This window comes from Enterocloster citroniae (genome assembly GCF_040545455.1).
Lineage (GTDB): Bacteria > Bacillota > Clostridia > Lachnospirales > Lachnospiraceae > Enterocloster > Enterocloster citroniae.
In genome coordinates this window covers 132,365-158,689 of sequence record NZ_JBEPLZ010000008.1, presented here as the reverse complement: position 1 = coordinate 158,689, position 26,325 = coordinate 132,365, and the positions used below count along the sequence as shown (strand labels likewise).

Annotated in this window: 21 protein-coding genes; 17 read left to right on the top strand and 4 right to left on the bottom strand. The window is 51.8% G+C overall.

Annotated elements, in window-relative coordinates:
- Positions 1-10: 10 nt before the first annotated feature.
- The 8 genes from ABID13_RS13160 to ABID13_RS13125 all read left to right on the top strand — a co-directional run bounded on the left by ABID13_RS13160 (position 11) and on the right by ABID13_RS13125 (position 8,930).
- Positions 11-940, top strand: coding sequence for a transketolase family protein (locus tag ABID13_RS13160; protein WP_048930771.1), 930 nt, complete (start codon positions 11-13; stop codon positions 938-940).
- A gap of 18 nt (positions 941-958) precedes the next feature.
- Positions 959-1,762: a sugar phosphate isomerase/epimerase family protein gene (locus ABID13_RS13155; protein WP_048930770.1), complete on the top strand. Its 804-nt coding sequence runs from the start codon at positions 959-961 to the stop codon at positions 1,760-1,762.
- 118 nt (positions 1,763-1,880) lie between these two features.
- Positions 1,881-2,159, top strand: coding sequence for a type II toxin-antitoxin system HicB family antitoxin (locus ABID13_RS13150; protein ID WP_007867869.1), 279 nt, complete (start codon positions 1,881-1,883; stop codon positions 2,157-2,159).
- 257 nt (positions 2,160-2,416) lie between these two features.
- The gene (locus ABID13_RS13145) at positions 2,417-3,133 is read left to right on the top strand and encodes an ABC transporter ATP-binding protein (protein ID WP_007867867.1); all 717 of its coding nucleotides are present in this window, start codon (positions 2,417-2,419) and stop codon (positions 3,131-3,133) included.
- Positions 3,117-5,387 (top strand): COG1361 S-layer family protein, encoded by a 2,271-nt coding sequence (locus tag ABID13_RS13140; protein WP_048930769.1) that lies wholly within the window; start codon positions 3,117-3,119, stop codon positions 5,385-5,387. The genes ABID13_RS13145 and ABID13_RS13140 overlap by 17 nt, the downstream gene beginning before the upstream one ends.
- The gene (locus ABID13_RS13135) at positions 5,384-6,745 is read left to right on the top strand and encodes an ABC transporter permease (protein WP_007867861.1); all 1,362 of its coding nucleotides are present in this window, start codon (positions 5,384-5,386) and stop codon (positions 6,743-6,745) included. The genes ABID13_RS13140 and ABID13_RS13135 overlap by 4 nt, the downstream gene beginning before the upstream one ends.
- Positions 6,746-6,868: 123 nt before the next feature.
- On the top strand, positions 6,869-7,561 hold the full coding sequence (locus ABID13_RS13130; protein WP_007867859.1) for a response regulator transcription factor: 693 nt from the start codon (positions 6,869-6,871) through the stop codon (positions 7,559-7,561).
- Positions 7,554-8,930: a HAMP domain-containing sensor histidine kinase gene (locus ABID13_RS13125; RefSeq protein ID WP_048930821.1), complete on the top strand. Its 1,377-nt coding sequence runs from the start codon at positions 7,554-7,556 to the stop codon at positions 8,928-8,930. The genes ABID13_RS13130 and ABID13_RS13125 overlap by 8 nt, the downstream gene beginning before the upstream one ends.
- 63 nt (positions 8,931-8,993) lie before the next feature.
- Here the strand turns inward: ABID13_RS13125 and ABID13_RS13120 are convergent, their stop codons facing one another.
- The gene (locus ABID13_RS13120; protein ID WP_007867855.1) at positions 8,994-10,058 is read right to left on the bottom strand and encodes a HAMP domain-containing sensor histidine kinase; all 1,065 of its coding nucleotides are present in this window, start codon (positions 10,056-10,058) and stop codon (positions 8,994-8,996) included.
- On the bottom strand, positions 10,055-10,729 hold the full coding sequence (locus tag ABID13_RS13115) for a response regulator transcription factor (RefSeq protein WP_007867854.1): 675 nt from the start codon (positions 10,727-10,729) through the stop codon (positions 10,055-10,057). The genes ABID13_RS13120 and ABID13_RS13115 overlap by 4 nt, the downstream gene beginning before the upstream one ends.
- Before the next feature lie 177 nt (positions 10,730-10,906).
- Between ABID13_RS13115 and ABID13_RS13110 the strand changes: the two genes are divergently transcribed.
- The 4 genes from ABID13_RS13110 to ABID13_RS13095 are packed head-to-tail and all read left to right on the top strand — an operon-like array spanning position 10,907 to position 17,368.
- Complete coding sequence (locus ABID13_RS13110) at positions 10,907-12,019, top strand: efflux RND transporter periplasmic adaptor subunit (RefSeq protein ID WP_007867851.1); 1,113 nt, start codon at positions 10,907-10,909, stop codon at positions 12,017-12,019.
- Between the two features lie 11 nt (positions 12,020-12,030).
- Positions 12,031-15,036: an efflux RND transporter permease subunit gene (locus ABID13_RS13105; protein ID WP_045093131.1), complete on the top strand. Its 3,006-nt coding sequence runs from the start codon at positions 12,031-12,033 to the stop codon at positions 15,034-15,036.
- A 44-nt stretch (positions 15,037-15,080) separates the two neighbouring features.
- Positions 15,081-16,241 carry a TolC family protein gene (locus ABID13_RS13100; protein ID WP_048930768.1) on the top strand — a complete coding sequence of 387 codons (1,161 nt, stop codon included), beginning with the start codon at positions 15,081-15,083 and terminating at the stop codon, positions 16,239-16,241.
- 14 nt (positions 16,242-16,255) lie between these two features.
- Entirely contained in the window at positions 16,256-17,368 is a 1,113-nt protein-coding gene (locus ABID13_RS13095; RefSeq protein ID WP_007867845.1) for a TolC family protein, read from the top strand.
- A 79-nt stretch (positions 17,369-17,447) separates the two neighbouring features.
- Here the strand turns inward: ABID13_RS13095 and ABID13_RS13090 are convergent, their stop codons facing one another.
- A complete protein-coding gene (locus tag ABID13_RS13090) occupies positions 17,448-19,334 on the bottom strand; it encodes a cache domain-containing sensor histidine kinase (RefSeq protein ID WP_007867843.1) in 1,887 nt (628 codons plus the stop codon).
- Positions 19,331-20,887: a response regulator gene (locus tag ABID13_RS13085; RefSeq protein ID WP_048930767.1), complete on the bottom strand. Its 1,557-nt coding sequence runs from the start codon at positions 20,885-20,887 to the stop codon at positions 19,331-19,333. Before ABID13_RS13085 ends, ABID13_RS13090 begins: the two co-directional genes overlap by 4 nt.
- A 133-nt stretch (positions 20,888-21,020) precedes the next feature.
- Here ABID13_RS13085 and ABID13_RS13080 point away from each other — a divergent pair, with 133 nt between their 5' ends.
- From ABID13_RS13080 to amrS, 5 genes are all read left to right on the top strand, one after another.
- The gene (locus ABID13_RS13080) at positions 21,021-22,091 is read left to right on the top strand and encodes a substrate-binding domain-containing protein (RefSeq protein ID WP_082173970.1); all 1,071 of its coding nucleotides are present in this window, start codon (positions 21,021-21,023) and stop codon (positions 22,089-22,091) included.
- A 199-nt stretch (positions 22,092-22,290) separates the two neighbouring features.
- Entirely contained in the window at positions 22,291-22,518 is a 228-nt protein-coding gene (locus ABID13_RS13075; RefSeq protein ID WP_007867837.1) for an HPr family phosphocarrier protein, read from the top strand.
- Positions 22,519-22,833: 315 nt separating this feature from the next.
- Positions 22,834-23,958: an SLC13 family permease gene (locus tag ABID13_RS13070; RefSeq protein ID WP_048930819.1), complete on the top strand. Its 1,125-nt coding sequence runs from the start codon at positions 22,834-22,836 to the stop codon at positions 23,956-23,958.
- Positions 23,959-24,030: 72 nt separating this feature from the next.
- Complete coding sequence (gene amrA, locus ABID13_RS13065) at positions 24,031-25,437, top strand: AmmeMemoRadiSam system protein A (RefSeq protein ID WP_045093129.1); 1,407 nt, start codon at positions 24,031-24,033, stop codon at positions 25,435-25,437.
- Complete coding sequence (amrS, locus tag ABID13_RS13060; RefSeq protein WP_007867830.1) at positions 25,434-26,261, top strand: AmmeMemoRadiSam system radical SAM enzyme; 828 nt, start codon at positions 25,434-25,436, stop codon at positions 26,259-26,261. Before amrA ends, amrS begins: the two co-directional genes overlap by 4 nt.
- Positions 26,262-26,325 lie beyond the last annotated feature (64 nt).

The window sequence follows — 26,325 nt, the reverse complement described above, 5'->3', positions numbered from 1 at the left end:
AGGTGTTGAAATGGGCTATAGAAATCAAAGAATTGCGTATGGCAGCACGTTGGTTGAAGAAGGAAAAAAGAATGACAGGCTGGTGGTCCTGGATGCGGATCTAAGTGGTTCCACCATGGGAAAGATGTTTGAGCAGGCATTTCCGGACAGGCATTACGAGATGGGGATCGCGGAAGCTGACATGACCTCGGTGGCGGCCGGATTATCACTGACGGGCTGGATCCCGTTTACTAATTCCTTTGCCGTATTTTCAGCCGGACGGGCATATGACCAGATCAGGCAGACCATTGCCATTGGGAACCTGAATGTGAAGATTGTGGGATCTTCCGCCGGACTGTCCGACTTTGGAGACGGAGCCACACACCAGGCCATTGAGGATATGGCATACATGCGTGCAATCCCCAACATGACCGTGATCTGCCCGGCGGACGCAAATGAGACCGTGGAAGCCGTAAAGGCTATGATACAGAGCAAGGGGCCGTGTTATCTGAGATTAAACAGAAACGATTACGACAATGTAACTGAGGAGGGAAAGCCTTTTACCATAGGAAAGCCCTCGGTCCTTAAGCAGGGCACGGATGTGACCGTGTTTACCACCGGATATATGGTGTCCCTGGCCCTTGCGGCCGCCCGGGAGCTGGAAGGGAAGATCTCTGTCAGGGTGGTGAATGTGAGTACCATCAAGCCGTTGGATCAAACCATGATCATTGAACTGGCCAGGACCTGCAAAGGCGTGGTGACAGCGGAGGAGCACACAGTCATAGGCGGTCTGGGCAGCGCGGTTGCCCAGGCTCTTGCAAAGACTGGCAGGCCCGTTGAGTTTGTGGGGATCAATGATACCTTTGGCTGCAGCGGACACAGCTACCAGGAAGTGCTGGAGCATCACGGCCTTACAAAAGAACATATCGTGGATGCGGTTAAAACCATTTGGGAACTGTAACGGAACGTGGAGGGAAGGATGAAATTTGGCTGCTGCTTAAATATGGTGTCATCAGGACCGGATGGAACCGGGATGGAGTGGATCCCCCAGGCCGCCATGGCGGGCTGTGATTACCTGGAGCTTCCCCTGGCAGAGATCATGTACATGATGGAACCGGAGTTTCTTGCTTTAAAACAGAGACTGGGAGATGGGGGGATCAGGTGCAGGGCCTGCAATAATTTTTTTCCGGGAAAACTCAGGCTGATCGGGGAGAGACAAGAAAGGGAAAGGGCGCTTAAATATGCTTATGCAGCACTGCAGAGGGCCGGCAGCCTGGGGGCTTCCTGTGTGGTTTTCGGAAGCGGGGCCGCCAGGTGTATACCAGACGGTATTTCCTATGAAGCCGGTTACGGCCAGATCGTGGGCCTGTTAAGGAGCCTGTCGCCGGTGGCCGGCTTTTATGGCATAGATCTGGCGATCGAGCCCCTGCGCAAAGCTGAGTGTAATATTATCAACACATTCAAAGAAGGGTGCAGCCTGGCAAAGGATGTCAATGAACGGAATATAAAGGTGCTGGTAGATTTTTACCATTTGTGTGAGGAGAAGGAATCCCTTGACCATATTTCCAATTATGGAAAAGGACATCTGCTCCATGTGCACATGGCAGACCCTGAACACCGCGGTTTTCTGAGGGATTCCAACCGAAAGGAGTATGATGCGTTTTTCCAGGCGCTAAAAGGGGCAGGATATGATCATGCCATCAGTTTTGAGGCCTACAGCAGAAATTTTATAAATGATTTGAAGAAAAGCCTAATAATTGGAAACGAATTGTGGCAGTCCTGACACTGAAGGATACAGTCAGCGTCCCATGGCCCTGATTTAGAACAATGAAAGCCTGTACAAAGGGGAAAATTAAGTATATAATGGGGGTGTTTACTATGAATGTTGGAGGAAAACTATTATGACGTTTACGTACCCGGCTGTATTTACACCCCATAAGGAAGATGCGGGTTTTCATGTGGAATTTCCGGATCTGGAGTACTGTGTGGCGGATGGACCGGATTTGGAGGATGCAGTAGAGAATGCAAGATATGCAGCATACAACTGGCTCTGGGTGGAGTTTGAGGAAGGGACTTACGATTTCCCATCCCAGTCCCACTATGATGATATCACATTGGAGCAGGGTTCTTTCATAAAGTATATCATGGTCACGGTTAAACTAATGCCTGATAACGATTAAGACCATATACGATCTGTGCATCTATGGCCTGACTGCACCCTGTTCCTGGGATGCCGATTAAAACATAGAGATATTTAATTGATATCGATTAAAAACACCCCATCTATTTGGATACAAACGGATGGGGTGTTTTTTAGGATCTTAATCCAACCTGCGCATAGCAGTGTCACAACTTCAGATTTCTTAAGAATTATATGAGGCAGATCATGAGATTTTAGCCTGTATGATTGGTGGTATGAAAAAAAGGAGTGGGACAAATGAAGCAAAAGGAGCTGATGATCCATGTTCAGGATGTGCGCAAAGTCTACCGGATGGGGGATGAGGAAGTGGTGGCCTTAAACAGGATCAACCTGAAAATATATAAAGGTGAGGTGTGCTGCATCTTCGGGACCTCAGGGTCGGGAAAGAGCACCCTGTTAAACCAGCTGGCAGGCATGGAAAAACCTACCAGGGGACGGGTCCTGATACAGGGAATGAATATATCACAGATGGATGAGGAGGAACTGGCGGCGTTCCGTCAGAAACATATCGGCTTTATCTTCCAGTCCTACAATCTGCTGCCGTCCATGACAGCGGTGGAAAACGTGGCATTGCCCCTGATGTTCAGGGGAATGGAAAAGGAAAAGCGGGAGGGCATTGCCCAGGTGCTTTTAAGACGGGTGGGCTTGTCCCACCGTCTGCATCACTATCCGGGGCAGATGTCGGGCGGCCAGCAGCAGAGGGCCGGGATCGCGCGGGCCTTTGTGACCAGGCCCCAGGTGGTGTTTGCAGATGAGCCCACCGGAAACCTGGATTCCAGGACCACGGAGGAGATCATGAAAATGATCATGGGCTTTGCCAGGAAATACCATGAAACCATTATCCTGGTCACCCATGACCCGGGTATGGCGCGCTTTGCGGACCGCATTGTGACGTTAAAGGACGGCAATGTAATTGGAGATGAAAGGATGGACGGATATGCTGAATCAATATAGGGGATTTAAAAGACTGGAGGTATTTCTGGCAGCCGTGGTCCTTATGGCCTCGGTTTTTGCAGGAGGGACTGCAGGGCGTGCCCTGGCCCAGGCGGGCAGGGGAGGAGCGGGGGCAGCCACAGGGACCCCATCGAATGCATCTCCCAGACCATCCGGAAGCGGAGAAAAGGAAGAAAATGATGAAACGGAAAATATACCGGGCGCTCCGCTGAACCTGAGCATAGACGGCTATGAGATCTATGCAGTGGCCGGATCAAGGGATACGCTGGATAACCTGCGAAAAGGCAGGCAGGCCAAAGTGCTTGTACATGTAAAGGGGACGGGGATACGCACAAAGGATGTGGGGAAGACCAATATTTCCGTCACAAAACTCAATGACAGCTTTAAAATGTCCGGGAATCCAAAGGTAAAGGTAACATCGGAAAAGGAAGATGATCTGGAGTTTACGGTTACATTTGCCAGGCTTACCTATCTTGGAAAGGGCAATGGCCTGAAATTCAGGACTAGTTTTAAAAAGGCGGGAATCCCATCTGAGATCCAGGAAGCCGCCATACTGGAGTGTGAGGAATCCTATCCCGGGGAGCACGGGGATTCGGGCAGTACAAACGGACAGCCGGTCATTAAAGTCAGAAGGATCAGCCCACAGGCTCCCGTGGGGCCCGGAGACCATTTCACCCTGGAACTGGATATGGAAAATACCAGCAGTGACGCGGATATAGAGGACATGGTGGTCACCGTGAGCCCGGGAGGTTCCGTGTTTATCGGGGATGACACCAATTCCCGGATCGTCAGCCGCCTGGATTCCAGGAAGACGGCTTCTGTAAAACTCAACATGATTGCGGGAACAGAGATATCCGGACCCACCCAGGTCATTGACCTGGAGCTGAAATATAATTATTATTCAGGGGGAAATCTGGTTTCAGGCACCTCCTCCCAAAAGGTACTGATTCCCGTAAAGGGAGGCTCTGTCTCAGGCCAGCCCGTCATCAGGGTGGGGAGGAGCATTGGAAGGACCGTCAACCCAGGGGAGGCGTTCCAGGTGCTGCTGACCCTTCAAAATACCAGTGCGGACAAGGATATCCGCAACCTTGCAGCCACCTTTGAATCCAATGACCAGATATCGCTTTTGGAGGAGACGGATACCAGGCGTTTGGGGGAACTGAGGGCCGGCCAGTCCATGGAAGTGCCTGTGCGCCTTCAGGCAGGGGCTGAGCTGTCCTCAGCTGCTTCCCAGTTATTGGGGATGACACTGAAATTTGATTATGATTCCGACAAGGGAGCAGTCCAGGGCACTTACAGTGAAAAGATTGTGATCCCCACCAATGGTCAGGCAAAGGGACCTGGGAATCCCACACCCAATGTGATCGTCACAAATTATACATATGGGGAAAAAGTGACGGCCGGCCAGGTATTTGATCTGGAGATGGAGTTTCAGAACACCAGTAACGCCTCAGCAGTAGAAAATGTGGTGATGTCCCTGGACACTGGGGAGGGCATCTCCATCAACTCATCCTCCAACACATTCTATATTCCAAAGCTGGGGCCGGGTGAGAGCAGAAAGGAGAAGGTAACGGTACAGGCCCTGTTCCAGTCCAAGCTTCAGTCACCCAAGATCACCATTGCCTGCAAATATGAATATGTGGACAAAAGGGAGCGGAAACAGTCCAACTCCAATGAAACCATTGCAATACCCGTATATCAGCCGGACCGGTTCCAGGTAAAGGAGCCCTCATTTACAGAAGCCATACGCCAGGGTGAGGAGGCCGCCATTTCTATTCCCTATGTAAATAAGGGGCGGGGACAGGTGTACAATGTGGAAGCCAGGCTGGAGGGGGAGATCGATGCCCTGTCCAGGGACCTGACCCTGGGGAATTTTGAACCGGGAAAAAGCGGAACCATTGATTTTGTGGTAACGCCTGGAACAAAGGGGGAATTTAAGGGACAGGTGATCGTGACCTATGAGGATGAGGCCATGGAGGTGAAGACCCTGCAAATTCCGGTGAATTTTACTGTGCAGGAGGCTGCACCTGAAATGAGTGAGCTCCCCGTGGATGCGGGAACGGATCAGGATCGGGGCGGCGCAGGCCCCGGGATATGGCTTATGGCCTTGGTGCCGGCCATTGTTGTTCCGGCCGCAGTGGTCCGAGTCAGAAGAAAAAGGAGGAAAAAGAAAGAGGCGGCGTCCGGGCTGGATCCGTGGGATGAGCTGGAAGATATGAGCCGGGATGACACAGACCAGGAGGGACGATCATGAAGACAAGGGATCTGATCACCGTATGCCTCCAGAATTTAAGCCGCCACAAGGCCCGCACCCTTCTCACTGTGCTGGGGGTCATTGTGGGCTGCTGCTCCGTGGTGATCATGATATCCATTGGGATCGGTATGAAGGACGCCCAGGAAAAGGCGCTGGCGCAGATGGGGGATCTGTCCATTATACAGGTGTATCCCACCGGGAAGGGAGCTAAATCCGCAAAGCTGAATACCAGGGCCATAAACAAAATAAAAGAACTCCGGGGGGTGGAGGCTGCCACTCCCAAGCTGAGCGAAGAAAATGTTCCCATTACAGTCTATGGGGGAAGGGATAAGCGGTACAAGGCCGGTTACGCATCCATTGTGGGAATTGACCTGTCCGCTGCCCGGGCCATGGGTTATAAGCTTACGCAGGGGGATTGGCAGCCGGATAAAAAGGACTGTATTTATGCCGGACAGAATTTCGCTTATATGTTTGAGGATACCAAACGGCCCCAGGGAAAAAATACAGTGGATATGTACGGCGGAGAATGGGATGACAAGGGAATGCCGGTGATGCCGCCGCCCTATTTTGACATTATGAAAACCCCTGTCACCATGGAACTGGACAGCGGAAAGGAAGACGGAAAAAGGGTGGTTCAGGCATTTAAGGCAGCAGGGAGGCTGAAAGAGGATTTCGCAAAGGGTGAGGAGACTTCCATGGGCCTGCTGATGAGCTTGGAAATGTACCAGTCCCTTTTGGAGCAGCAGGCCCGATTGGCTGGAAAAAAGTGGGATTCACGTAAGGGATACCAAAGCGCTCTGGTAAAGGTAAAAGATATCAGGGATGTGGCCCGGGCGGAATTGGAGATCAAAAAGATGGGATTTAGGACCAGTTCCATGGAGAGCATACGAAAGCCCATGGAGCAGGAGGCAAGACAGAAGCAGATGATGCTGGGAGGCCTGGGCGCAATCTCCCTGTTTGTGGCGGCATTGGGGATCACTAACACCATGATCATGTCCATATCAGAGCGCACAAGGGAAATCGGCGTGATGAAATCACTGGGGTGCTTTGTAAAAGACGTAAGAAAAATATTTTTACTGGAAGCCGGGTGCATCGGCCTGTTGGGAGGTATTGCGGGTTCGGTCCTAAGTTATGGGATCTCTGCTGTCATGAACCTGGCAGCTGCCCGGTTACCGGTCTCCGCCTCCATGCAGATCATAGACGGGATGGCGGATATCCCCTCCCGCCTGTCCGTGATCCCGTGGTGGCTCAGCCTGTTCGCCATCCTGTTTTCAGTGGCCATTGGCGTGGGAGCGGGTTATTATCCGGCCAACAAGGCGGTGGGGATCCCGGCCCTGGAGGCCATTAAGCATGACTGATCCCCAAAGAGTGTTTCTGAAGAAAACTTAAGAATTACTGTATTATATGGAATGCGTCCCTTGCCTGAGATATAATGGGGAAAAGTGCCGGGAAAGAGGCAGACATTGGAGGATGGGAATTTGATGGAACGAAAGATTCTGTTTGCAGATGATGATGCTGAGATAAGGGAGGTGGTGCGGATCCTTCTGGAGGGGGAGGGCTACCGGGTGGATGAGGCTGCTGACGGCATATCGGCAGTGTCCATGGCGGATGACACCTATGACCTGATCATACTGGATGTGATGATGCCCGGCCGCTCCGGTTTCTCCGCCTGTGCGGAGATCCGCAAAAAATCCGTGGTGCCGATCCTGTTTTTGACAGCCCGCACCCAGGATTCCGATAAGACCATGGGGTTTGGCGCAGGAGGGGATGATTACCTGGCAAAGCCCTTTTCCTATACGGAGCTGGCCGCCAGGGTGAAGGCCATGATACGGCGATACCATGTATATAAGGGCAAGACGGAGGAAAAGGAGGACGGTGCGGTTACGGTCAAGGACCTGACCATCCAGAAAGCATGGAATGAGGTCAGGAGAGCAGGGGAAGAACTCCTTTTAACGGATTTGGAATACCGGATCCTGCTCCTTTTGGCATGCAACAGGGGAAGGATATTTACCATTGAAAATATTTATGAGAGCGTATGGGAAGAGCCTTTTTTCTACAGTGCAAATAATACGGTGATGGTACATATACGGAACTTGAGGAAAAAGCTGGAGGCGGATCCTAAGAATCCCAAATATGTGGTCAATGTCTGGGGAAAGGGGTACCGGGTTGAGTAAAAGATGCAGGATCAACAAGCTGGGGATGGAACTGGCCCTGTCTGCCATCCTCTCTGCCATGGTCGGTATGTTCCTGTTCATGGGACTGAATTCCCTTGGCTATGGAATGTTAGACAGGATGCTTTTCAGGGAGGATGTGATACTGGCCAAGGAACAGGGGTGCATAGACAGCCTCCAGGAATATGTGACAAAAAACAGCCTGTCCTCAGGGGACAGCAATATGCTGGACCAATGGGCTAAAACACAGAAAAACCTTCTGATCACCCTGTATAAAAATGATAATATCTTTTACAGCAATGACGGAAAGATTGCGGCCGCGATCCCTTACATGGAGTACGGAACCTCGTCAGAGGAGGAAAAGGCAGGGGAAGATGAGATGAGGACAGATATGGATGCGATGGGCATTCCGTGGGCCTACCGGCTGCAGTTTGCAGACGGGACCGTGGAGGCTGTCATCAGCTATTTCTTCGAGGCCGGATACTATACGGCGGTGAGTGCGGTCAATGGAATCATATCCGTTTCGGCTTTTATGATCCTTTTGTTCCTGCTGATCCGCAGGAAGGTGCGTTATATTGCCCTGCTGGAGCGGGAAATCCATATTCTGAAAGGCGGGGACCTGGATTACAGCATCACGGTCAAGGGAAAGGATGAGCTGGCGTCCCTGGCGGCTGAGATGGATGCCATGCGCCTGGCCGTGAGGGAACGTCAGGAACAGGAGGAGTCGGCCAGGGATGCCAACCGGGATCTGGTGACAGCCATGTCCCATGACCTGCGCACGCCTTTGACCTCACTTCTGGGATATGTGGATATCCTTCAGATGGAGCGGTGGAAGGATGAGGAGCAGTACAGGCGGTGCCTGGCGTCTGTTAGGGACAAAGCCTATCAGATCAAGGATATGTCGGATAAGATGTTTGAGTATTTTATTGTTTACGGTAAGGAGAAGGAGGAACTGGAAACCATTGAGGTTAATGGGGCGGAGTTCCTGGGCCAGGTGGTGGAGGAGAGTCTCTTTGACATGGAAAACCAGGGATTTGCCATTGAGCGCAGTTCAGACGACATTGACTGCCGCCTTATGGTGGACATCGGGCTGGTGCGCCGGGTGTTTGGGAACATCTTCTCCAATCTCCTGAAATATGCAGATCCTTCCCACCCTGTTACAGTGGAGTACAGGCAGGGAAAGGACCGTCTGTGGATCCGATTTACCAATCATGCCGCAAAGGATCTTGCACAGAAGGAGAGCAGCAGCATCGGACTTAAGACATGTGCCAAGATCATGGGCCGCCACAGGGGAAGCTTTGTCTGCAGCAGGGAGGGATGCCTGTTTGTGACAGAGCTGGAATTTCCCACACTGCAATTTCCCGCAGAATAACTGCAAGACGGCCATAAAGCCTGATAAATAAGACTTGATAAATAAAGCCTGAATTTGGAAAGCCTACGTATTCCGGGGCTGGATATCCGGCAGGGTAACCACGAAGGTGGTACCGATACCCTCCTCGCTGTGAACCGTAATATTCCCACCGTGAAGGCGGATGATCTTCTCCACCACCGTAAGTCCGATCCCGTTGCCTTCCGTGGTATGGGAAAGATCACCCTGATAAAAGCGGTCAAATATGTGCTGACTGGTCTCCTCGCTCATTCCGCAGCCGTTATCCAGGATATGGAAGACAGAGGAGGTGCCTGACCGGTGAAGTTTCAGTTTGATTTTGCCGTGGTCGGGAGAGAACTTGATGGCATTGTCGATCAGGTTGATCCATACCTGGTTCAACAGGTTACGGCTGCCGTAATATTCAATCTCCTCCATGTCAATGATGAGTTCCAGCTGTTTTTTCTGCCATTTGGATTCCAGGAGCAGTACGGACTGGCGCACCTCCTCGGTCAGATCAAACAGCTCCATATCCGAGAGGATGTTCAGGTTTTCGATTTTGGACAGGTTTAGTACATTGGTGGCCAGCTGTGAGAGACGGTTGGATTCATGGATAATAATGTCCAGGTACTCCTGCCGCTCCTGCTCCGGCAGGTCGGGATTTTTTAAAAGCTTTGCAAAACCCCGCAGGGATACAATGGGGGTTTTAAATTCATGGGAAAAATTATTGATAAAATCAGACCGCAGAAGCTCTGTGTTCTCCAGCTCCTGAGCCATGGAATTAAAACTCTCGGAAAGCCTGACAAATTCCCGGGTCAGGTCCAGATGGACCCTGACATGGAAATTGCCTTCCGAAAGCTGGTTAATGGCTTCGATCAGGTCACGGATGGGTTTTAAAGGGATCCGGCTGGCCAGTATGGTGAGGACCACGCCCACCAGGGTGCTTACCAGTATGGTAAATGGTATGGGACGCCAGAACTGAGGCATAGGGATATCGGCCTGATACCATATCTTCAGGTATAGGTACATAAGGGTTCCCTGAAGTGTCATGACCGCAAACATGATCACAAAGATCACCAGGGACAGTACCAGGATAACGGTGCGCAGCGGTTTGTGATTGATTTTTTTCTTCATACGTTTTTGACCGCCTTATAACCCAGGCCGCGAATGGTTTCAATGGTAAACTCCGGATATGCCTCAAAGCGTTTGCGGAGCCGGTTGATGTGGACATTGATGGTATTGTCATCGGATTCAGATTCCATTCCCCATATTTCATCCATGAGCTGGATGCGGGTGAATATCTTGCCCGGATAGGAGAGGAGTTTATACAGCAGATAGAATTCCTTTCTGGGCAGGGTCTGGCTGTTACTGTCCCTGGTCACGGTAAGGGAATCATAGTCCAGGATCACATCACCGATCACGATTTTTCTTTCGCTGGCGATCTGAGCACGGCGCAGCAGAGCCTTGATGCGCAGGATCATTTCCTCCTCATCCACCGGTTTTGTCATATAGTCATCTGTTCCCACAATAAATCCTTTGCGTTTGTCTTCGGGAAGCTGCTTGGCGGTGACCATCAGAATGGGCAGGTTATAATCTGATGCCCGCAGCTGTTTTGTAAGTTCATACCCATCCATGCCGGGCATCATGATATCCAGAACCGCCAGGTCTACCAGGTGTTTGTCCAGAAGCTTCAGGGCTTCCTCCCCGTTGCAGGCCATGATCGGATGGAATCCATTGCTTTTTAAAACAGCCTCCATTAGTTTACGCGTGTTTTTATCGTCTTCCACTACTAATATCTGAAACATGGCATTATCCTCCAATTGATTTCTATTATACATTTATAGCATTCATTTATAAAGCGAACATGAATAAATCACAGAATGTTCACTTTTATTTTACGTACATTAGGGATTTGTTAATGTTTAATTTATCTTGAACCTTTACTATATGAGACGAATGGATAAAGGCAAAGGAGAGAGATAATGGAAAAGAGCATGAAGGTTAAGATTGGGATTGGGGCAGCTGTAGCGGTTGTGGCAGTCCTTTTGGTGCTGTCAGGAATGGATAAGGGACAGAAAAAAGCCATGGGGGCAGGCCAGGAAGCTTCCCCTACCATTGTAAAGGCCCAAAACCCGGTTAAGGGGGATATCAGACTGACCACTGGCCTTACCGGAACCGTGGAGCCCTCTGATTTTGTCTATGTGTATGCCAAAGCCTCCGGTGATGTGACCAGCGTTCTGGTTAAGTCCGGAGATGTGGTGGAACAGGGACAGGTGCTCTGTGAGATTGACACGGAGCAGGTGGAGACATCCAAGAATTCCATGGATGCGGCCTTTGTTTCCCTTTCCGAGGCCCAGAGCAATCTCAGCAGGATGCAGATCCTTTATAACAGCGGCGACCTCTCGGATCAGGAATATGAGCAGTACTCCAACCAGGTCAAGTCAGCCAGGCTGCAGTATGAATCGGCAAAGCTGGCCTATGAAAAACAGGTGGAATACAGCACGGTGACAGCTCCCATCAGCGGCAAGATCGAGAGCTGCGATATAGAAGTACATGACCGCGTGTCCCAGTCGGCCCAGCTGTGCGTCATTGCAGGGGAGGGAGAGAAACGCGTATCCTTTTACGTGACGGAGCGGATGATGGGTAACATAGCATCCGGGGATGCGCTGGATATCCAGAAGGACGGGGTGACTTACCAGGCAAATATCAGTGAGATCAGTTCCATGGTGGACTCGGATACAGGTCTGTTTAAGGTTAAGGCAGAACTTAAAGACGCGGACGGCATAGCGACAGGCAGCACCGTTAAACTGAGTCTGGTAACGGAATATACGGAAAATGCAATGACCATACCGGTGGATGCTGTTTACTACAGCGGCGGGGACGGGTATGTATATCTCTATAAAGACGGCATAGCGCAGATGGTGCAGGTGGAAGTGGGGCTTTATGATTCCGAGAAGGCTGAGATCCTGTCCGGCATTTCAGAGGATGACATGGTGGTAAGCACCTGGAGCTCCAACCTGTATGAAGGGGCCAGGGTTCAGCTGAGAGAAGAATCCGGCCAGGCGCAGGACAGCAGTGCGGATCAGGCAGAATAGGGAGGCATACCATGGGACTTACAAGACTTGTATTAAAACGGCCGGTAGCAACGGTCATGACCCTGCTTTGCCTGCTGGTGTTCGGTATCTCCTCCGTATTTTCAGCTACCCTGGAGCAGATGCCCGACACAGATACTCCCATGCTGATCGTCATGGGAAGATATTCCGGCGCAGGGCCTGAGGATATCAATGAACTGGTGACAGAACCCATAGAGGATGAGGTCAGCACCCTGGAAGGGGTAAAGAGCATGTCCTCATCCTCCAGTGACGGCCGTTCCATGGTCATGCTGGAATATGACTACGGTACGGATATGGATGAGGCATATGATGACTTGAAAAAGAAACTGGACAGTCTGGAGCGCCAGCTTCCGGATGATGTGGAAACTTCTGTCATGGAAATGAACAACAATGCCAGCTCGACTATGATGCTGTCCATTTCCCACAAAACAGAAAAGGATCTGTACGATTATGTGGACCAAAAGGTGGTGCCTGAGTTTGAAAAAATAACCTCAGTGGCCGATGTGGAGGCCATGGGAGGTTCCTCGGAATACATAAGGATCGAACTCCAGTCTGAAAAGATGGCCCAGTATAAACTGACCATGAGCCAGATCGGGACAGCTATGAGCGCAGCCAATCTTTCCTACCCCTCCGGTGATGCTGTGGCAGGGAACCTGGAGCTGTCCGTCACCACCTCGGTGGAGAATGACACATTGGACGACTTAAAACGTGTTCCCATCACCACATCCAGCGGACAGATCGTGTACCTGGAGGATGTGGCCAATGTATATGAGGCGGAGGAGCAGAGAGGCGGCATTTCCAGATATGACGGCCAGGAGACCATTTCCCTGTCCATCTCCAAACAGCAGAGCAGCACGGCCATGGATGTGTCGTCCGCCGTGCAGAAAACCATTGCCTCCCTGGAAGCAGCGGATGAGGATCTCCACGTTACCATTGCCAGGGACACGGCTGACAGCATTTTAAGTTCCCTGCAGGACGTGGCCGTGACCATGGTGCTGGCCGTGGTTATTTCCATGATCATTATTTTTGTGTTTTTCGGGGATTACAAGGCATCCCTGATCGTTGGAAGCTCCATCCCTACCTCCATCCTGCTTTCACTGATCCTCATGACCTCCTTTGGATTTTCCCTGAACGTCATAACCATGAGCGCCCTGGTGCTTGGCGTGGGCATGATGGTGGATAACTCCATTGTGGTGCTGGAGAGCTGCTTTAGGGCAACGGATGAAAGTGAGGACAAGGGACTGCTGGGCTATGCCAAATCAGCTTTGGGAGGCACCGGCATCGTGCTCCAGTCCATCATCGGTTCTACGATTACAACCTGCGTGGTATTTATCCCACTGGTATTCTTACAGGGTATGACGGGCCAGATGTTCAAACCGCTGGGATATACCATTGTGTTCTGTATGAGCGCATCCCTGTTCTCAGCCATGACCGTGGTGCCCTTAAGCTATATGATGTATAAACCCAAGGAGATGGAAAAAGCACCCATGTCCCGTCCCGTGGTCCATATGCAGAACGCGTACCGGCGCATCATGCCAAGCCTGTTAAAACACAAAGCCCTGGTGATGATTGCTTCGGTGGCGATCATCATTGCAACCCTGGTGCTGGCAAACGGCATGGAAACAGAGCTTATGACTTCGGATGACACGGGAACCGTAAGCGTATCCATAGAGACCAGGCCCGGCCTTCTCACCGACCAGGCCAATGACATGCTGTCCCGTGCAGAGGGTATTGTGGCGTCCAATGAAAATGTGGATTCCTACATGCTGCGGTATAACAACAGCAGCGGTACTATTACCGCTTATCTGAAGGATGACAGAACCATGGATACGGAGGATGTGGCCACGCTGTGGGAAAAGGAAATGTCGGATATTGACAACTGTACAATTACCGTGGAGGCGTCCACTTCCATGAGCTTTATGGGAAGAGGAAGGGGATATGAGACCATTCTCCACGGCACCCAATATGATGAGTTGAAGGAAGTGAGCGATAAGATCGTAAAGGAGATGACAGCCAGGGAGGATGTGGCCAATGTCCATTCCAGCATTGAAAATACAGCCCCTATTGTGACCATTGAGGTGGATCCTGTCATGGCGGCGGCGGAGGGACTTTCCCCTTCCGAGATAGGAAGCATGGTAAGCCAGATGCTGGATGGCGTGGAGGTTACCACCCTGGATATCGATGGCCGGGAGGTCAGCGTTATGGCTGAATACCCGGAGGAGGAGTACAGGACAGTGGACCAGTTACAGGGGATCATATTGTCAAAGCCCTCCGGCGGTTATGTGGCCCTTGCCGATGTGGCGGAAATCTATTTTAAGGACAGTCCGGCCTCCATTTCCAAAACAGATAAGTCCTATGAGATCACGATCACAGCAGACTACACGGGCGGTAATGTGAAATCCGTCATTGACAGCGAGGTCATAAATCCCAACCTGTCCGGTACCATTACCACAGGCGTTAACTCCAGGGACCGGATGATGCAGGAGGAGTTCTCGGCCCTGTATCAGGCCATTGCCATTGCCGTGTTCATGGTATTTGTAGTCATGTCGGCCCAGTTTGAGTCTCCAAAGTTTTCCTTCATGGTTATGACCACCATTCCCTTCAGCCTGGTGGGGTCCTTTGGACTCCTGAAGCTGACCGGCGTGTCCATCAGTATGACTTCCCTGCTGGGATTCCTGATCCTGGTGGGAACCGTGGTAAATAACGGCATCCTTTACGTGGACACCGTAAACCAGTACAGAATGACCATGGATTTAAAGACAGCCCTGATCGAGGCAGGCGCCACCAGGCTCCGCCCCATCCTTATGACCAGCCTGACCACCATCCTGTCCATGATCCCTATGGCGCTTGCCATTGGAAGCAGCGGTTCCACTACCCAGGGACTAGCGGTGGTTAATATCGGAGGACTGACAGCGGGTGTGCTGGTAGCCCTGTTCATACTGCCGATCTATTACGCGATCATGAACGGCAACAAGAAGCGGGTGGTCCTGGATATTTAGCGGGATCCGGCCCAAAAAAGGATTTGAAAAGGAAAGGTGATTACATGACGGGTAAAAGAAAGGCGGCAGGGGTCCTGCTTTGTGCAATATGCGTGGCTCTGACCCCTGCCAGTGCCCTGGCGGGAAGCCCTGAGTTTGCCTATACCGCTGAGAAATGGGCGCAGCTTCGGGACAACAGGCTGGAATTTGACGAGATCGGTGACCTGGTCCATGAGTATAACAACACGGTCATCCAGAACCAGATTGAATACGAGGAGTACAGAGGAGAAAGCCGGGATGATATTTCCCAGGATTATTATGATGCTGCGGATGATGTGTACGGCACCATGGATTATCCGGATTCCAGTGATTCCGACTATGCAAGCCGTCTGTCCTCTTATCTGAACAGCCAGATCCAGGTGGATAAGCTGAGGGAGCAGGGGGATGACAATGTGGATGACGGCGATACCAAGAAGCTGGGGTATGACCAGACCGAGGCCGGTCTGGTAAAACAGGCTCAGAGCAGCATGATCGACTATTGGAGCCAGACCTATGCCCTTAAGCGGCTGGAGGAAAGCAGGCTCCAGTCCCAGCTGGCCTATGAATCAACGGCCACAAAACTCAGCGCAGGCATGAGCACTCAGGCGGACCTGCTTTCCGCCAAAGAAGCGGTGACCACAGCCGAGGCATCCATTGTATCTGCAAACAGCAGCCTTGGCAAGACAAAGGAAACACTTTGCCTCATGCTGGGCTGGACTTACGGAGCGGATGTGGAGATCTGTGATGTTCCGGAGCCGGACCTGGAATGGATGGAATCCATTTCCCTGGAATCCGATATCCCGCTGGCCCTGGAAAATAGTTACAGTCTGAAAATACTGAAAAGACAGATTGAAAATGCAGTCAGCGTCAGCAACAGGGAGAGCCTGGAGCAGTCCTATAAAAGCCAGAGGGAAGTGGCGTCCAACAGTGTGAAAAATGCGTACCAGAACCTGCTGCTGGCCAGGGAAGACTATACCCAGGCCCTTCAGACATATGAGCTTGAAAAGAATACCATGGACACGGCTGACAGAAAACTCCAGGCAGGCACCATGACCAGGAATGCTTATGAAAAACAAAAATCCTCGTTTACCACATCGGAGATCAATGTGCAAACCCAGAAACTGGAACTTTTAAGGGCGCAGCTGGATTACCAGTGGGCAGTAAACGGCCTTGCATCTGTATCATGACAGGAGGGATCGGCATGAACAAACAACGTGTGCTCATATCCGCGTTTCTGTGCGCGTTTCTGGCCCTGAATCCGCCCATCACATCCTTTGGAGAGGAGTCTGATCCCTCTGGGGCTGTAAGGGTGGAATATGATGATCTCCGCACACTTCTGAAGGAAGGGAACCTGACCCTGAAAAAAACCATAGCGGACCAGGAGGATACCATCAATGCCTACCAGGAGATGTGGGATACCATGAAATGGGAACAGGATAACATGGAAGACAAGGCCGAGGACCTTTCAAATGAGAATGGGGAGACATCGGCGGTTTATTCCTCCAATGCATCCATGCTGAAGGCATCGGCCAGCCGTATCTATAACCAGATTAAAAACCTGACGGATGAAAAGAGCGCCAGGACCATAGAAAAGTCAGCGGATTCCTATACATATACGGCACAGACACTGATGAACTCCTACAATCAGATGGCGCAAAACCGGTATGCTGCCGAAAAAAATGTCCAGGCTTTGGAAGCGTCCTATCAGGCTCTTGTAAGAAAAAGTACAGCCGGTTCAGCGACCCAGGCCCAGGTCCTTTCTGAAAAAAGCAGTCTGGACATTGCGCGCAATTCCCTGGAATCCCTCAGGGAGCAGGAGCGGGAACTGCGCTTTCGCCTGCTGACCATGCTGGGTCTGGAGGATAGAGAGGATGTTGTCATCGGCGCCATACCGGCCCCGGATATGGAGGCCATTGCCGCCATTGATTTTGAATCAGATAAACAAAAAGCCGTGGGCAATGATTCCAACGTCCAGAACGAACGTCACACCAGGGCCTACAGCACAGCGGATATCAACAGGAGATTTAAACAGGTGGGGGAGGCCGAGGGCACGGCAGAGGCCTCCATTCAATATGCCTACCAGGAGCTGGAATCCAGGGTCATCCAATACCAGGCAGCCCTGGAGTCCTATGAAAGCGCCCTGCTTATCTACCAGTCTCTTCAGAGAAAACAGGCGGCCGGCCTGCTCTCCAACACAGAGTACCTGGAAGGGGAAGCCGCCTACGCACAAAAGCAGGCGGCCAAGGAGACTGCGTCCATGAATCTGGTGCAGGCCTATGAGTCCTATTGCTGGGAGGTGAAAGGGGTCAACTAGGAGCCTGCATCTCCTTTGGTAGTCTGTACTTCTTGGGGAGCCAGCGTCCGGTTGGGGAGCCAGCGTCCGGCCGGTGAGCCTACATCCGTTCCAGGGAATCCGTAATATGCCGTGCCGGAATCTTAAAGGTCACCTCCGTGCCCTTCCCCAGCGTGCTGGTAAAGAAAAGGCCATAGGACTCGCCATACAGACTCTTTAAGCGCAAATTGGTGTTATAGATTCCAATGTGTCCGGGAATGGCGGGCTGCTTTACTCCGGAATCAGTGTCCGTATGGTCCACATCATACATCAAAGTATCAAGTTTTTCAGGCGGTATGCCTGCTCCATCGTCAGAGATGATGAACTCAATGTCATCCCCTGACCTCCAACCAGTGAGCAGGATGCTGCCTTTTTTTTCTTCCGTGGTCATGATGCCGTGGAGAAATGCGTTTTCCACAATGGGCTGGAAGGTGAGCTTGGGGATGGTATATTCATAAAGCTCCTCCGGGACATCGATCACAAAGGTGACGCAGTCATCGTAGCGCATGTTCTGAAGCTTTACATACAGGCTCACGTGCTGGAGTTCCGTCTCAATGGAATTCATCAGGCTTTTGCGGCTTAAGGTCAGCTTGTAGAAACGGGAAAGGGCCTGGATGGCCTGGGTGACCTCCTCGCTGCGGCCGGTCTGGGAAAGCCAGTTGATCATGTCCAGGGTGTTGTACAGGAAATGGGGATTGATCTGGGCCTGCAATGCCCGGAACTCGGCACGTCTTAAGTCATCGGCCGCCTGTTTCTGACTGTCCATTAGCAGGCCGATCTCCTCGGTCATATAGTTGTAGGTATCGGCCAGTACACCTACCTCATCGCAGCCGGTGTCTTCAATGTCCATGGGCTGTGGACGCCCGGAGCGCACCTTTTCCATCTGCAGGGCCACGGCAATGATACGGTCCGCAATGGAGTTTGACAGCTGGAATGAGATATACATGGCGACCGCGGTGAACAGCAGGTAGACAACTGCAAAATGCATCATCATCCCCCTGCCCGCATCTGTGATATGAAGGGCCGGGATAATGGAAACCATGGTCCAGTCCGTGTCATTGATGGGAAAATAAGCGGCATAGGCCGTGCTGTCCAGGAATGATACAAGGGAAAATTCCTTTTCCGTGCCCATACGGGTGCTAAGCTGGGATTGGGGGATGAAATACATGCCGGCCAGGCTCATGTCCGAGGCCGACACGATCACATCACGTTCATTGATGATAAATGCAGCCTCATCCCTTACCGTGGCATCCTTTCTCAGCACATCGTCAAAGGCTGACCGGGACAGATAGACCGCCACATAGGCGGAAGCGGTGTTGGAGCCGGCCGGCATCTGATCGGCGTTTGTGTAGGGGATCCTTGTAATATAAGCCAGTTTCCCGTTCTTTTCCGCTTCGTCCGGTGTCAGGTAAAGCTCCGGGCAGAGCAGGTGGATGCGGTCGGAGGAGCTGTAGATCCCATACCAGTAGCTGCTGGAAATGGAGGACATGGGGATGAACAGGGCATTTCCCACCCGGTTGTACTGCATAAGGTCGTTGTAAGCCTTGTCATCATAGTATATCTTCACATCCGTGATCAGGGATGTATCCGTGATGTTCTGGGCCAGGTGGAACAGGCTGTTCATCCGCGAGGTGGTAATGGTCCTGTTTCCTGCTATGTCGGTGGGGATACGGAAGATATCCTGCACAAACAGGGAGTTGGTGATGGTATCCGAGGAGGAAGCCACATGGGACATCAGGTTCTCGATGGAGTTGACTGTCTGGGAGGAGAGTACCTGCTCGGAGCGTATGTTGTCCTTCATCACGATCCCGTAAATACGCAGGAAAAAGAAACCTGACAGCACTGCTGTGGGCAGAAGGATCAGGATGATATGGGATATGATGAGTTTTGTCTTCAGCCGCAGGTCATAGGTGTACCGGTGGACCAGCTGGTTAATGGGATTTTTCATGACAGCATTTTCTCCCTGTATTCAGAAGGGGAAAGCCCCACCAGCTTTTTAAACGCCTTGCTGTAATAATTGCCATCGCTGTATCCGACCTTGGAGGATATATCGGTTATCTTATACCGGGGATCGCTGAGGAACTGCTTGGACATCTTGATCCGGTAATCCGTCAGGTACTGGTTCAGGGTCTGGCCTGTTTCATTTTTAAATATGGTGCACACATAGCTGGGGGACAGGTGGACATGTTCGCTGACATCCGGCACGGACAGGGATGCGGTTCCGTAATTCTGGCGTATGAATTCCTTGATCTGGAACACAATGGGGTTCTCCCCGCTGTCTGCCTTTAGCTGCTCAAAATACAGGCGCAGCTTGGCGCATAAAAGCTCATGGAGTTCCTTTAAGGTAGCGCACCCCATAACACCGTCCCAGATGCTTTCCGCGTGCAGGCCCTCCTTCTGCCACAGGGAAATATAGTTGTTCATACTGTGCTCATCCAGCTTGCTGAAATATCTGTAATAGATATCCTTTACCTGGCTGGCTCCCAGCATGCTGCTGGGCACAATGGAGCGGTACAGCCGGTCCGCCAGTTTAAGAGCGTGTTCCTCCTGTTTTTCCGCCAGGGCAACGGTAAAGTCAAGCATCACGTCAGCAGGCGGATGAAAGGGGACATTGACCATATCTTTTGTGAGGATGGAGCCGTACTCATGGAAAAAGCTTTCCTTCAGATATTCCTGGGCGTCCAGGAAGGAGACATGGGCCCGCTCCATTCCGCTGACCATGGGACCCACGGATATAAAGGAGAGGAAATAATCCCGGATCTGATCGGACAGGAATTTGGCACAGGACCAGATCACCTCTTCCTCCTGCCTGGTGCCGGAATACAGGAAAATGATGATGTACCGGTCCGCTCTCAGAAGATACATCTGATGCATTCCCCTGTCGGCCACAAAGCCGGTAAATGATTTCCTGATCTGTTCCATCCCCTGCTCCGGAAGCAGGCTTAAGGGTGTCCTGCTCTCCACGATCAATGCACAAAAGCAGGTGGTGGGTGTGATGGAGAGGGACAGGCGGTTGATGATCCCGGATGCCTCCTCCATAAAATCCGTATTCTGTTCCGTGAGAAGCATGGACAGGTGTCCAAGCAGTTCCTTTTCATGGCTCCTGGCGGCCACCTGGCGCGTGCTCATGGTGCGGCAGTTTTCCACTGCCTCCCTCACGGCACTGGCCAGTTCCTCCATATCCAGGGGCTTTTCCACATAGCTTACTGCCTTCAGCTTGATGGCGGCTTTCAGATATTCCTTATCCGAATAGGCGCTCATGAAGATAATAACCGTATCCGGCTGAGCTGCCAGCAGTTTTTCCGCCATCTGGACACCGTTCATACGGGGCATGCGGACATCTGTAAGTACGATATCCGCATGCTCCCTCAGGCCTGTCTCCAGCCCGTGGATCCCATCGTCAGCCAGGAATACCTGGGTGATCCCCAGGCTCTGTAAGTCCAGGTTGCCACGGATCCCCTCCCGGGTCAGTTTTTCATCATCAGCAATCAAAAGTTTCATCTATATGCACGTACCTTTCATTCAGTCATACAATCATTTTAACAAGAAATCGGCAATTTGCAACGAAAATAGACAAAATACCTCATTAGGTATATACTGGAAAAAAGAATTGGGACAAAGGTGGTGGCTGGAAATGAAAGACAAGCGCGGGCTGTGGGCGGCGGCATGTATTTTTATGATCGTGGGTATTTTCGTGAGTTCCTGCTATGGAGAGCAGGTCCACGACAAGGGGACCTACGCCATCATCATGAAATCCAGGAATAACTGGTATAATGAGCTGGCCAGCCGCGGATACAGACAGGTGATCGAGGCGGCGGGAAGGAACTGCATTACCCTGTACCCGGATAATGCCACGGCCCAGGAGCAGATACGCCTGATCCGCAACCTGATCCACGAACAGGTGGATGGAATTGCCGTGGCAGCCAATGATGAATACGCCCTGTCTCCTGTACTGAAGGAGGCAATGGATCAAGGCATACCGGTGGTTACTTTGGATGCGGATACGGAGGCAGGGAGCAGGAGCATCTATGTCAAACCCGTGGACGCGGGGAAGCTGGGGCAGCAGCTGGTACAGTCCGTGTGCGATGTGTGCGGGGGCAGCGGACAGTGGGCCATCCTGTCTGCGGGAAGCCGGTCGGCCAATCAGAACGAGTGGATCTATTGGATGAAAAAGGAACTGGAGGGAACCAGGTACCGGGACTTGAGGCTGGTGGACATAGCATTCGGGGAAGGAATCTATGAAACCGCTTATGAGGAGACAAAACGGCTGCTGGACACATACCCGGATATGAAGGTGATCTGCTGCCTGTCCACAGAGGGGATCAAGGCTGCCGCGGACGTGGTCAGCGTCCGGGGTATTGAAAAGGACGTAAAGGTCATAGGACTGGGATTGCCGGGGCAGATGGCTGATCACATCGGTGATGGGGCGGAAGATGTCTGCCCTGTGATGTACATATGGGATCCTGTGGTCATGGGGGAGGTAGCGGCCTATCTTTCCCTGGGCTTGTCAAACGGTGAACTGGGTGATCCTAACGGTCAGAGCGGGACCAATGGGCAGAGCGGGACCAGCAGACAGGAGATCAAGCTGCCGGACGGCAGCAGCTACAGGCTGGAATTGGGCCGTGGCGGGGGTATGGAAATCATTTCCGGTGAGCCCATCCGGGTGGATGCAGACAGCGTGGAATACTGGAAAACGCAGTTTTAGGTAAAATATTTGAAAATTTTACAGCATATAATAGAATATTACCATGGAATTCCATTATGGTTGCGTGGTATGATAAGAGCGTACAAAGAATTACAGAAGAAAAAGGCAGTAACCATTGTCAGATGCCGGCTCTGCAAGGGCCATATCCCCCATGCACCTGACAGTGACTTACAAGATCACTATACGGAGGTGAAAAAAGATGAAACATGTAATGGTAAAGTTCGAGCAGGCAGACCAGATAATTAATTTCGTGAGAATCATCAACCGCTATGCATATGATGCAGATGTTAAGTGCGGCAGCCGTGTGGTTGATGCAAAGTCTGTTGTTGGAGTGCTGTCCCTGGCAAAATCCAAAACAGTAGAGCTTATTCTTCATACGGACGAATGTAATGAACTGCTGGAAGAGCTTGCTCCTTTTGCAGCATAATAATTTTTGATTTTCCTTACTTGAAATTCAGGCACGGACCGGTTGCAGGATATGCAGCCGGTCCGTGTTGTTTTTATATGAAAGGAAAATTCTCTGGAATTCCCTATGATATAAAAAACGCTCCGCGGAAACCGCACTGCGGCGGAAGGGAAAATGCCGCTGAAGCGGCCCGCTGCAGGCGGAGAATCCTGGAGCAGGATTCATTATTCTTCATTGATTCTTTCTCCCATAGGTGATATTATTCCTATGGCTGGAATCCTGAGGGGGACCGGATGGAACAATCGAATGAAACAACAAAGGATGGGGACATATGGTATGAAGCGGATAAAAGCGTTTGCAAAAAAGGAAACAGTGCTCAGCGCAGCCATTGTTTTGGCACTGGTATCCATGGTGTTGGTGAAACCGGACAAAGAGTATCTGGCGTACATGGATTACAGGACCATGGGGCTGCTGTTTTGCCTTATGACGGTCATGGCCGGCTTTAACCGGCTGGGGGTGTTTCGGGCAGCCGGCGGAAAACTGCTGGGAAGGGTCAGCCGGGCAGGCTGTGTGGCGGCCGTGCTGGTGTATCTGTGCTTCTTTTTCAGCATGATCATCACCAATGATGTGGCGCTTATCACATTTGTGCCATTTGGGATCACTGTACTTAAAATGGCGGGCATGGAGGCCATGGTGGTGCCCGTGGTCCTGCTTCAAACCATTGGGGCGAATCTGGGCAGCATGATGACACCTGTTGGAAATCCCCAGAATCTGTATCTGTATTCCAGGGCCGGGATACCGGCCCTGGATTTTGTGGGCCTTATGATGCCTTATACATTGGCATCCTTTGCGCTGCTGGGAATAGGTCTGATCATTGTGGGAAGATTATTCAGGGGACTTAAACGGGGAGAAGAATGCAGGGAAGGGAAAACATGTCCCGGGGAAAAGCTGCCCTTGGGACCGCTTTTTACATACACGGCCCTCTTTGGGCTGTCCATATGCTGTGTGGCTCATATGCTGCCGTGGCAGCTTCTTCTCATCCTTGTCCTGGCGGCAGTGTGGATGGGAGACAGAAGCCTGCTGCAGGCCGTGGACTATTCCCTGTTGGCGACCTTTGGGGCATTTTTTATCTTTATTGGAAATATGGGGCGTGTCCCCGCATTCTGCCGTATGCTGGAGGATATCTTAAACGGCAGGGAGATCCTTACCGCCGTGGCAGCCAGCCAGGTGCTGAGCAATGTGCCCGCAGCCCTGCTGCTGTCAGGGTTCACAGACAGATGGGAATGCCTTATAGTGGGGACGAATCTGGGCGGTCTGGGCACCCTGATCGCATCCATGGCCAGTCTTATTTCCTATAAATATATAGCCAGGCTGTACCCCATGTACAGAGGCAGGTATCTGGCCTGGTTCACGGCGGTAAATTTGGCTTTTTTGGCCGTTCTGCTGTGGATCGCGCTGTAAGATTGACCCTTTTTAAATGAGATGGGGAATGCTATACTTAACTTAGGACATGACTAAGGAAGGAGAGAGAACATGGCTATCATATCAGGAATTATGGTGCCCCATCCGCCGCTTATCGTACCGGCTGTTGGCAGGGGGCAGGAACTGTTGATCAGGGATACCGTCCAGGCATATCATGAGGCAGCCCTTCTGGTGGCGCAATCCCGGCCCGAGACCATTGTGATGCTGTCGCCTCACGCGGTAATGTATGGGGATTACTTTCACATTTCCCCGGGAAGGGGAGCCAGGGGAGATTTCGGTCAGTTTCTTGCGCCTCAGGAAGCCGTGGAGGTTGAATATGACAGGGAGCTGGTAAAGGAACTGCGCAGTCTGGCGGATGAAGCGGATTTTCCCATGGGAACGGAGGGGGAACGGGACAGGACTCTGGATCATGGAACCATGGTACCGCTGTTTTTTGTGAACCAGCACTACAGGGATTACAGGCTGGTCCGCATAGGTGGTTCCGGTCTGCCTTTTGCGGATCATTACAAGGCCGGACAGCTGATCGAAAAAGCAGTCTCACGTCTGGGGCGGAGAGTGGTAATCATAGCCAGCGGAGATCTGTCCCATAAGCTGAAAGGGGACGGACCTTACGGGTACAGCGCCCAGGGGCCGGAGTATGACCAACGGATCATGGAGATTATGGGGAATGCCCGGTTTGGACAGCTTTTGGAGTTTAAGGAAGAATTCTGTGAAAAGGCTGGGGAATGCGGCCACAGAAGCTTTACCATGATGGCGGGGGCCATGGACGGCATGGCTGTAGAGTCCAGACGCCTGACCTATCAGGGCCCCTTTGGAGTGGGATACGGCATTTGTACCTTTATGGTGAAAGGAAAAGATAAAAGCCGCCATTTCCTCAAGGAGTACGAGGCGGCTGAACAGGAGAGATGCAGGCAGATGCAGGATGGGGAGGACGCCTATGTATCCCTTGCAAGAAGATCCCTGGAACACTATGTGCGCACAAGAAGGATGATTTCCCTGGATACGGTTAAAGATGAACTGCCTGAGGAGATGCTGGACACCAGGGCTGGGACGTTTGTGTCCATTCATAAGAACGGCGCATTGCGGGGGTGCATCGGCACCATTGGCCCTGTGTGCCGGAATGTGGCTGAGGAAATCATACAGAACGCGGTAAGCGCCGGGATCCATGATCCAAGGTTCCCATCCGTAATGGAGGAAGAGCTGTGCCGCCTTGTGTACAGTGTGGATGTTTTGGGAGAGACACAGCCCATAAGCGGAACGGAGGAACTGGACGTAAAGCATTACGGGGTCATTGTCACCAAAGGGCAGAGACGCGGCCTGCTTCTGCCAAATCTGGACGGTGTGGACACAGTGGAGGAGCAGCTGGAGATCGCGAAACAGAAAGCCGGAATCGATGCGGATGATATGGATGTCAGGCTGGAGCGGTTCCAGGTCATAAGGCATGGTGATAAGGGATGAAGATCAGATGTGATGTGTGTATGCACCATTGTGAACTGGACAGGGAACAGACCGGGTTCTGCCGGGCCAGGAAGAATACGGGGGAGAGGATCATACCTGTAAATTATGGGAAGATCACTTCCCTGGCTCTGGATCCCATTGAAAAAAAGCCTCTTGCCATGTTTTGTCCGGGAACCATGATTTTGTCGGCCGGAAGTTTCGGATGCAATCTGAGATGTCCCTTCTGCCAAAATCATGAGATATCCATGGCCGGGGAGGGGGAAAGCGAAGCGGCTTATATAGAGCCGGGGGAACTGGCTGCCCGGGCCCAGGCCCTAAGGCCCCGGGGAAATATAGGAGTGGCATACACATACAATGAGCCTTTGGTGGGATGGGAATATGTGCGTGACACGGCCCGTTTTATCAGGGCAGCCGGGATGAAGAATGTGATTGTAACCAATGCAAGTGTGACGGACCCGGTTCTGGATGAGATCCTGCCCCTTACCGATGCCATGAATATTGACCTGAAGGGGTTTACGGACCAGTTTTACGCAAAGCTGGGCGGAGATTTGGGGACGGTCCGGCATTTCATCCAGCGGGCGGCTGAAGCCTGCCATGTGGAACTCACCACCCTGATCGTGCCGGGGGAAAATGATTCAGAACAGGAGATTAAGGAGCTGGCCTCCTGGGTTGGTGGGATCAGTTCGGACATTCCCCTCCATATCACACGGTTTTTCCCAAGGTGGAAGATGACGGACCGGGGGGCTACTGATATCCGTACGGTCTATTCCCTGGCAGAGACTGCCCGTAAATCCCTTAAGCATGTGTTTATAGGGAATTGTTAGCAGTCTGGAGACGCTGCCCCCGGGAATGGGCACTCCCCTTATGTACGCCCTGGATTAACGGGGA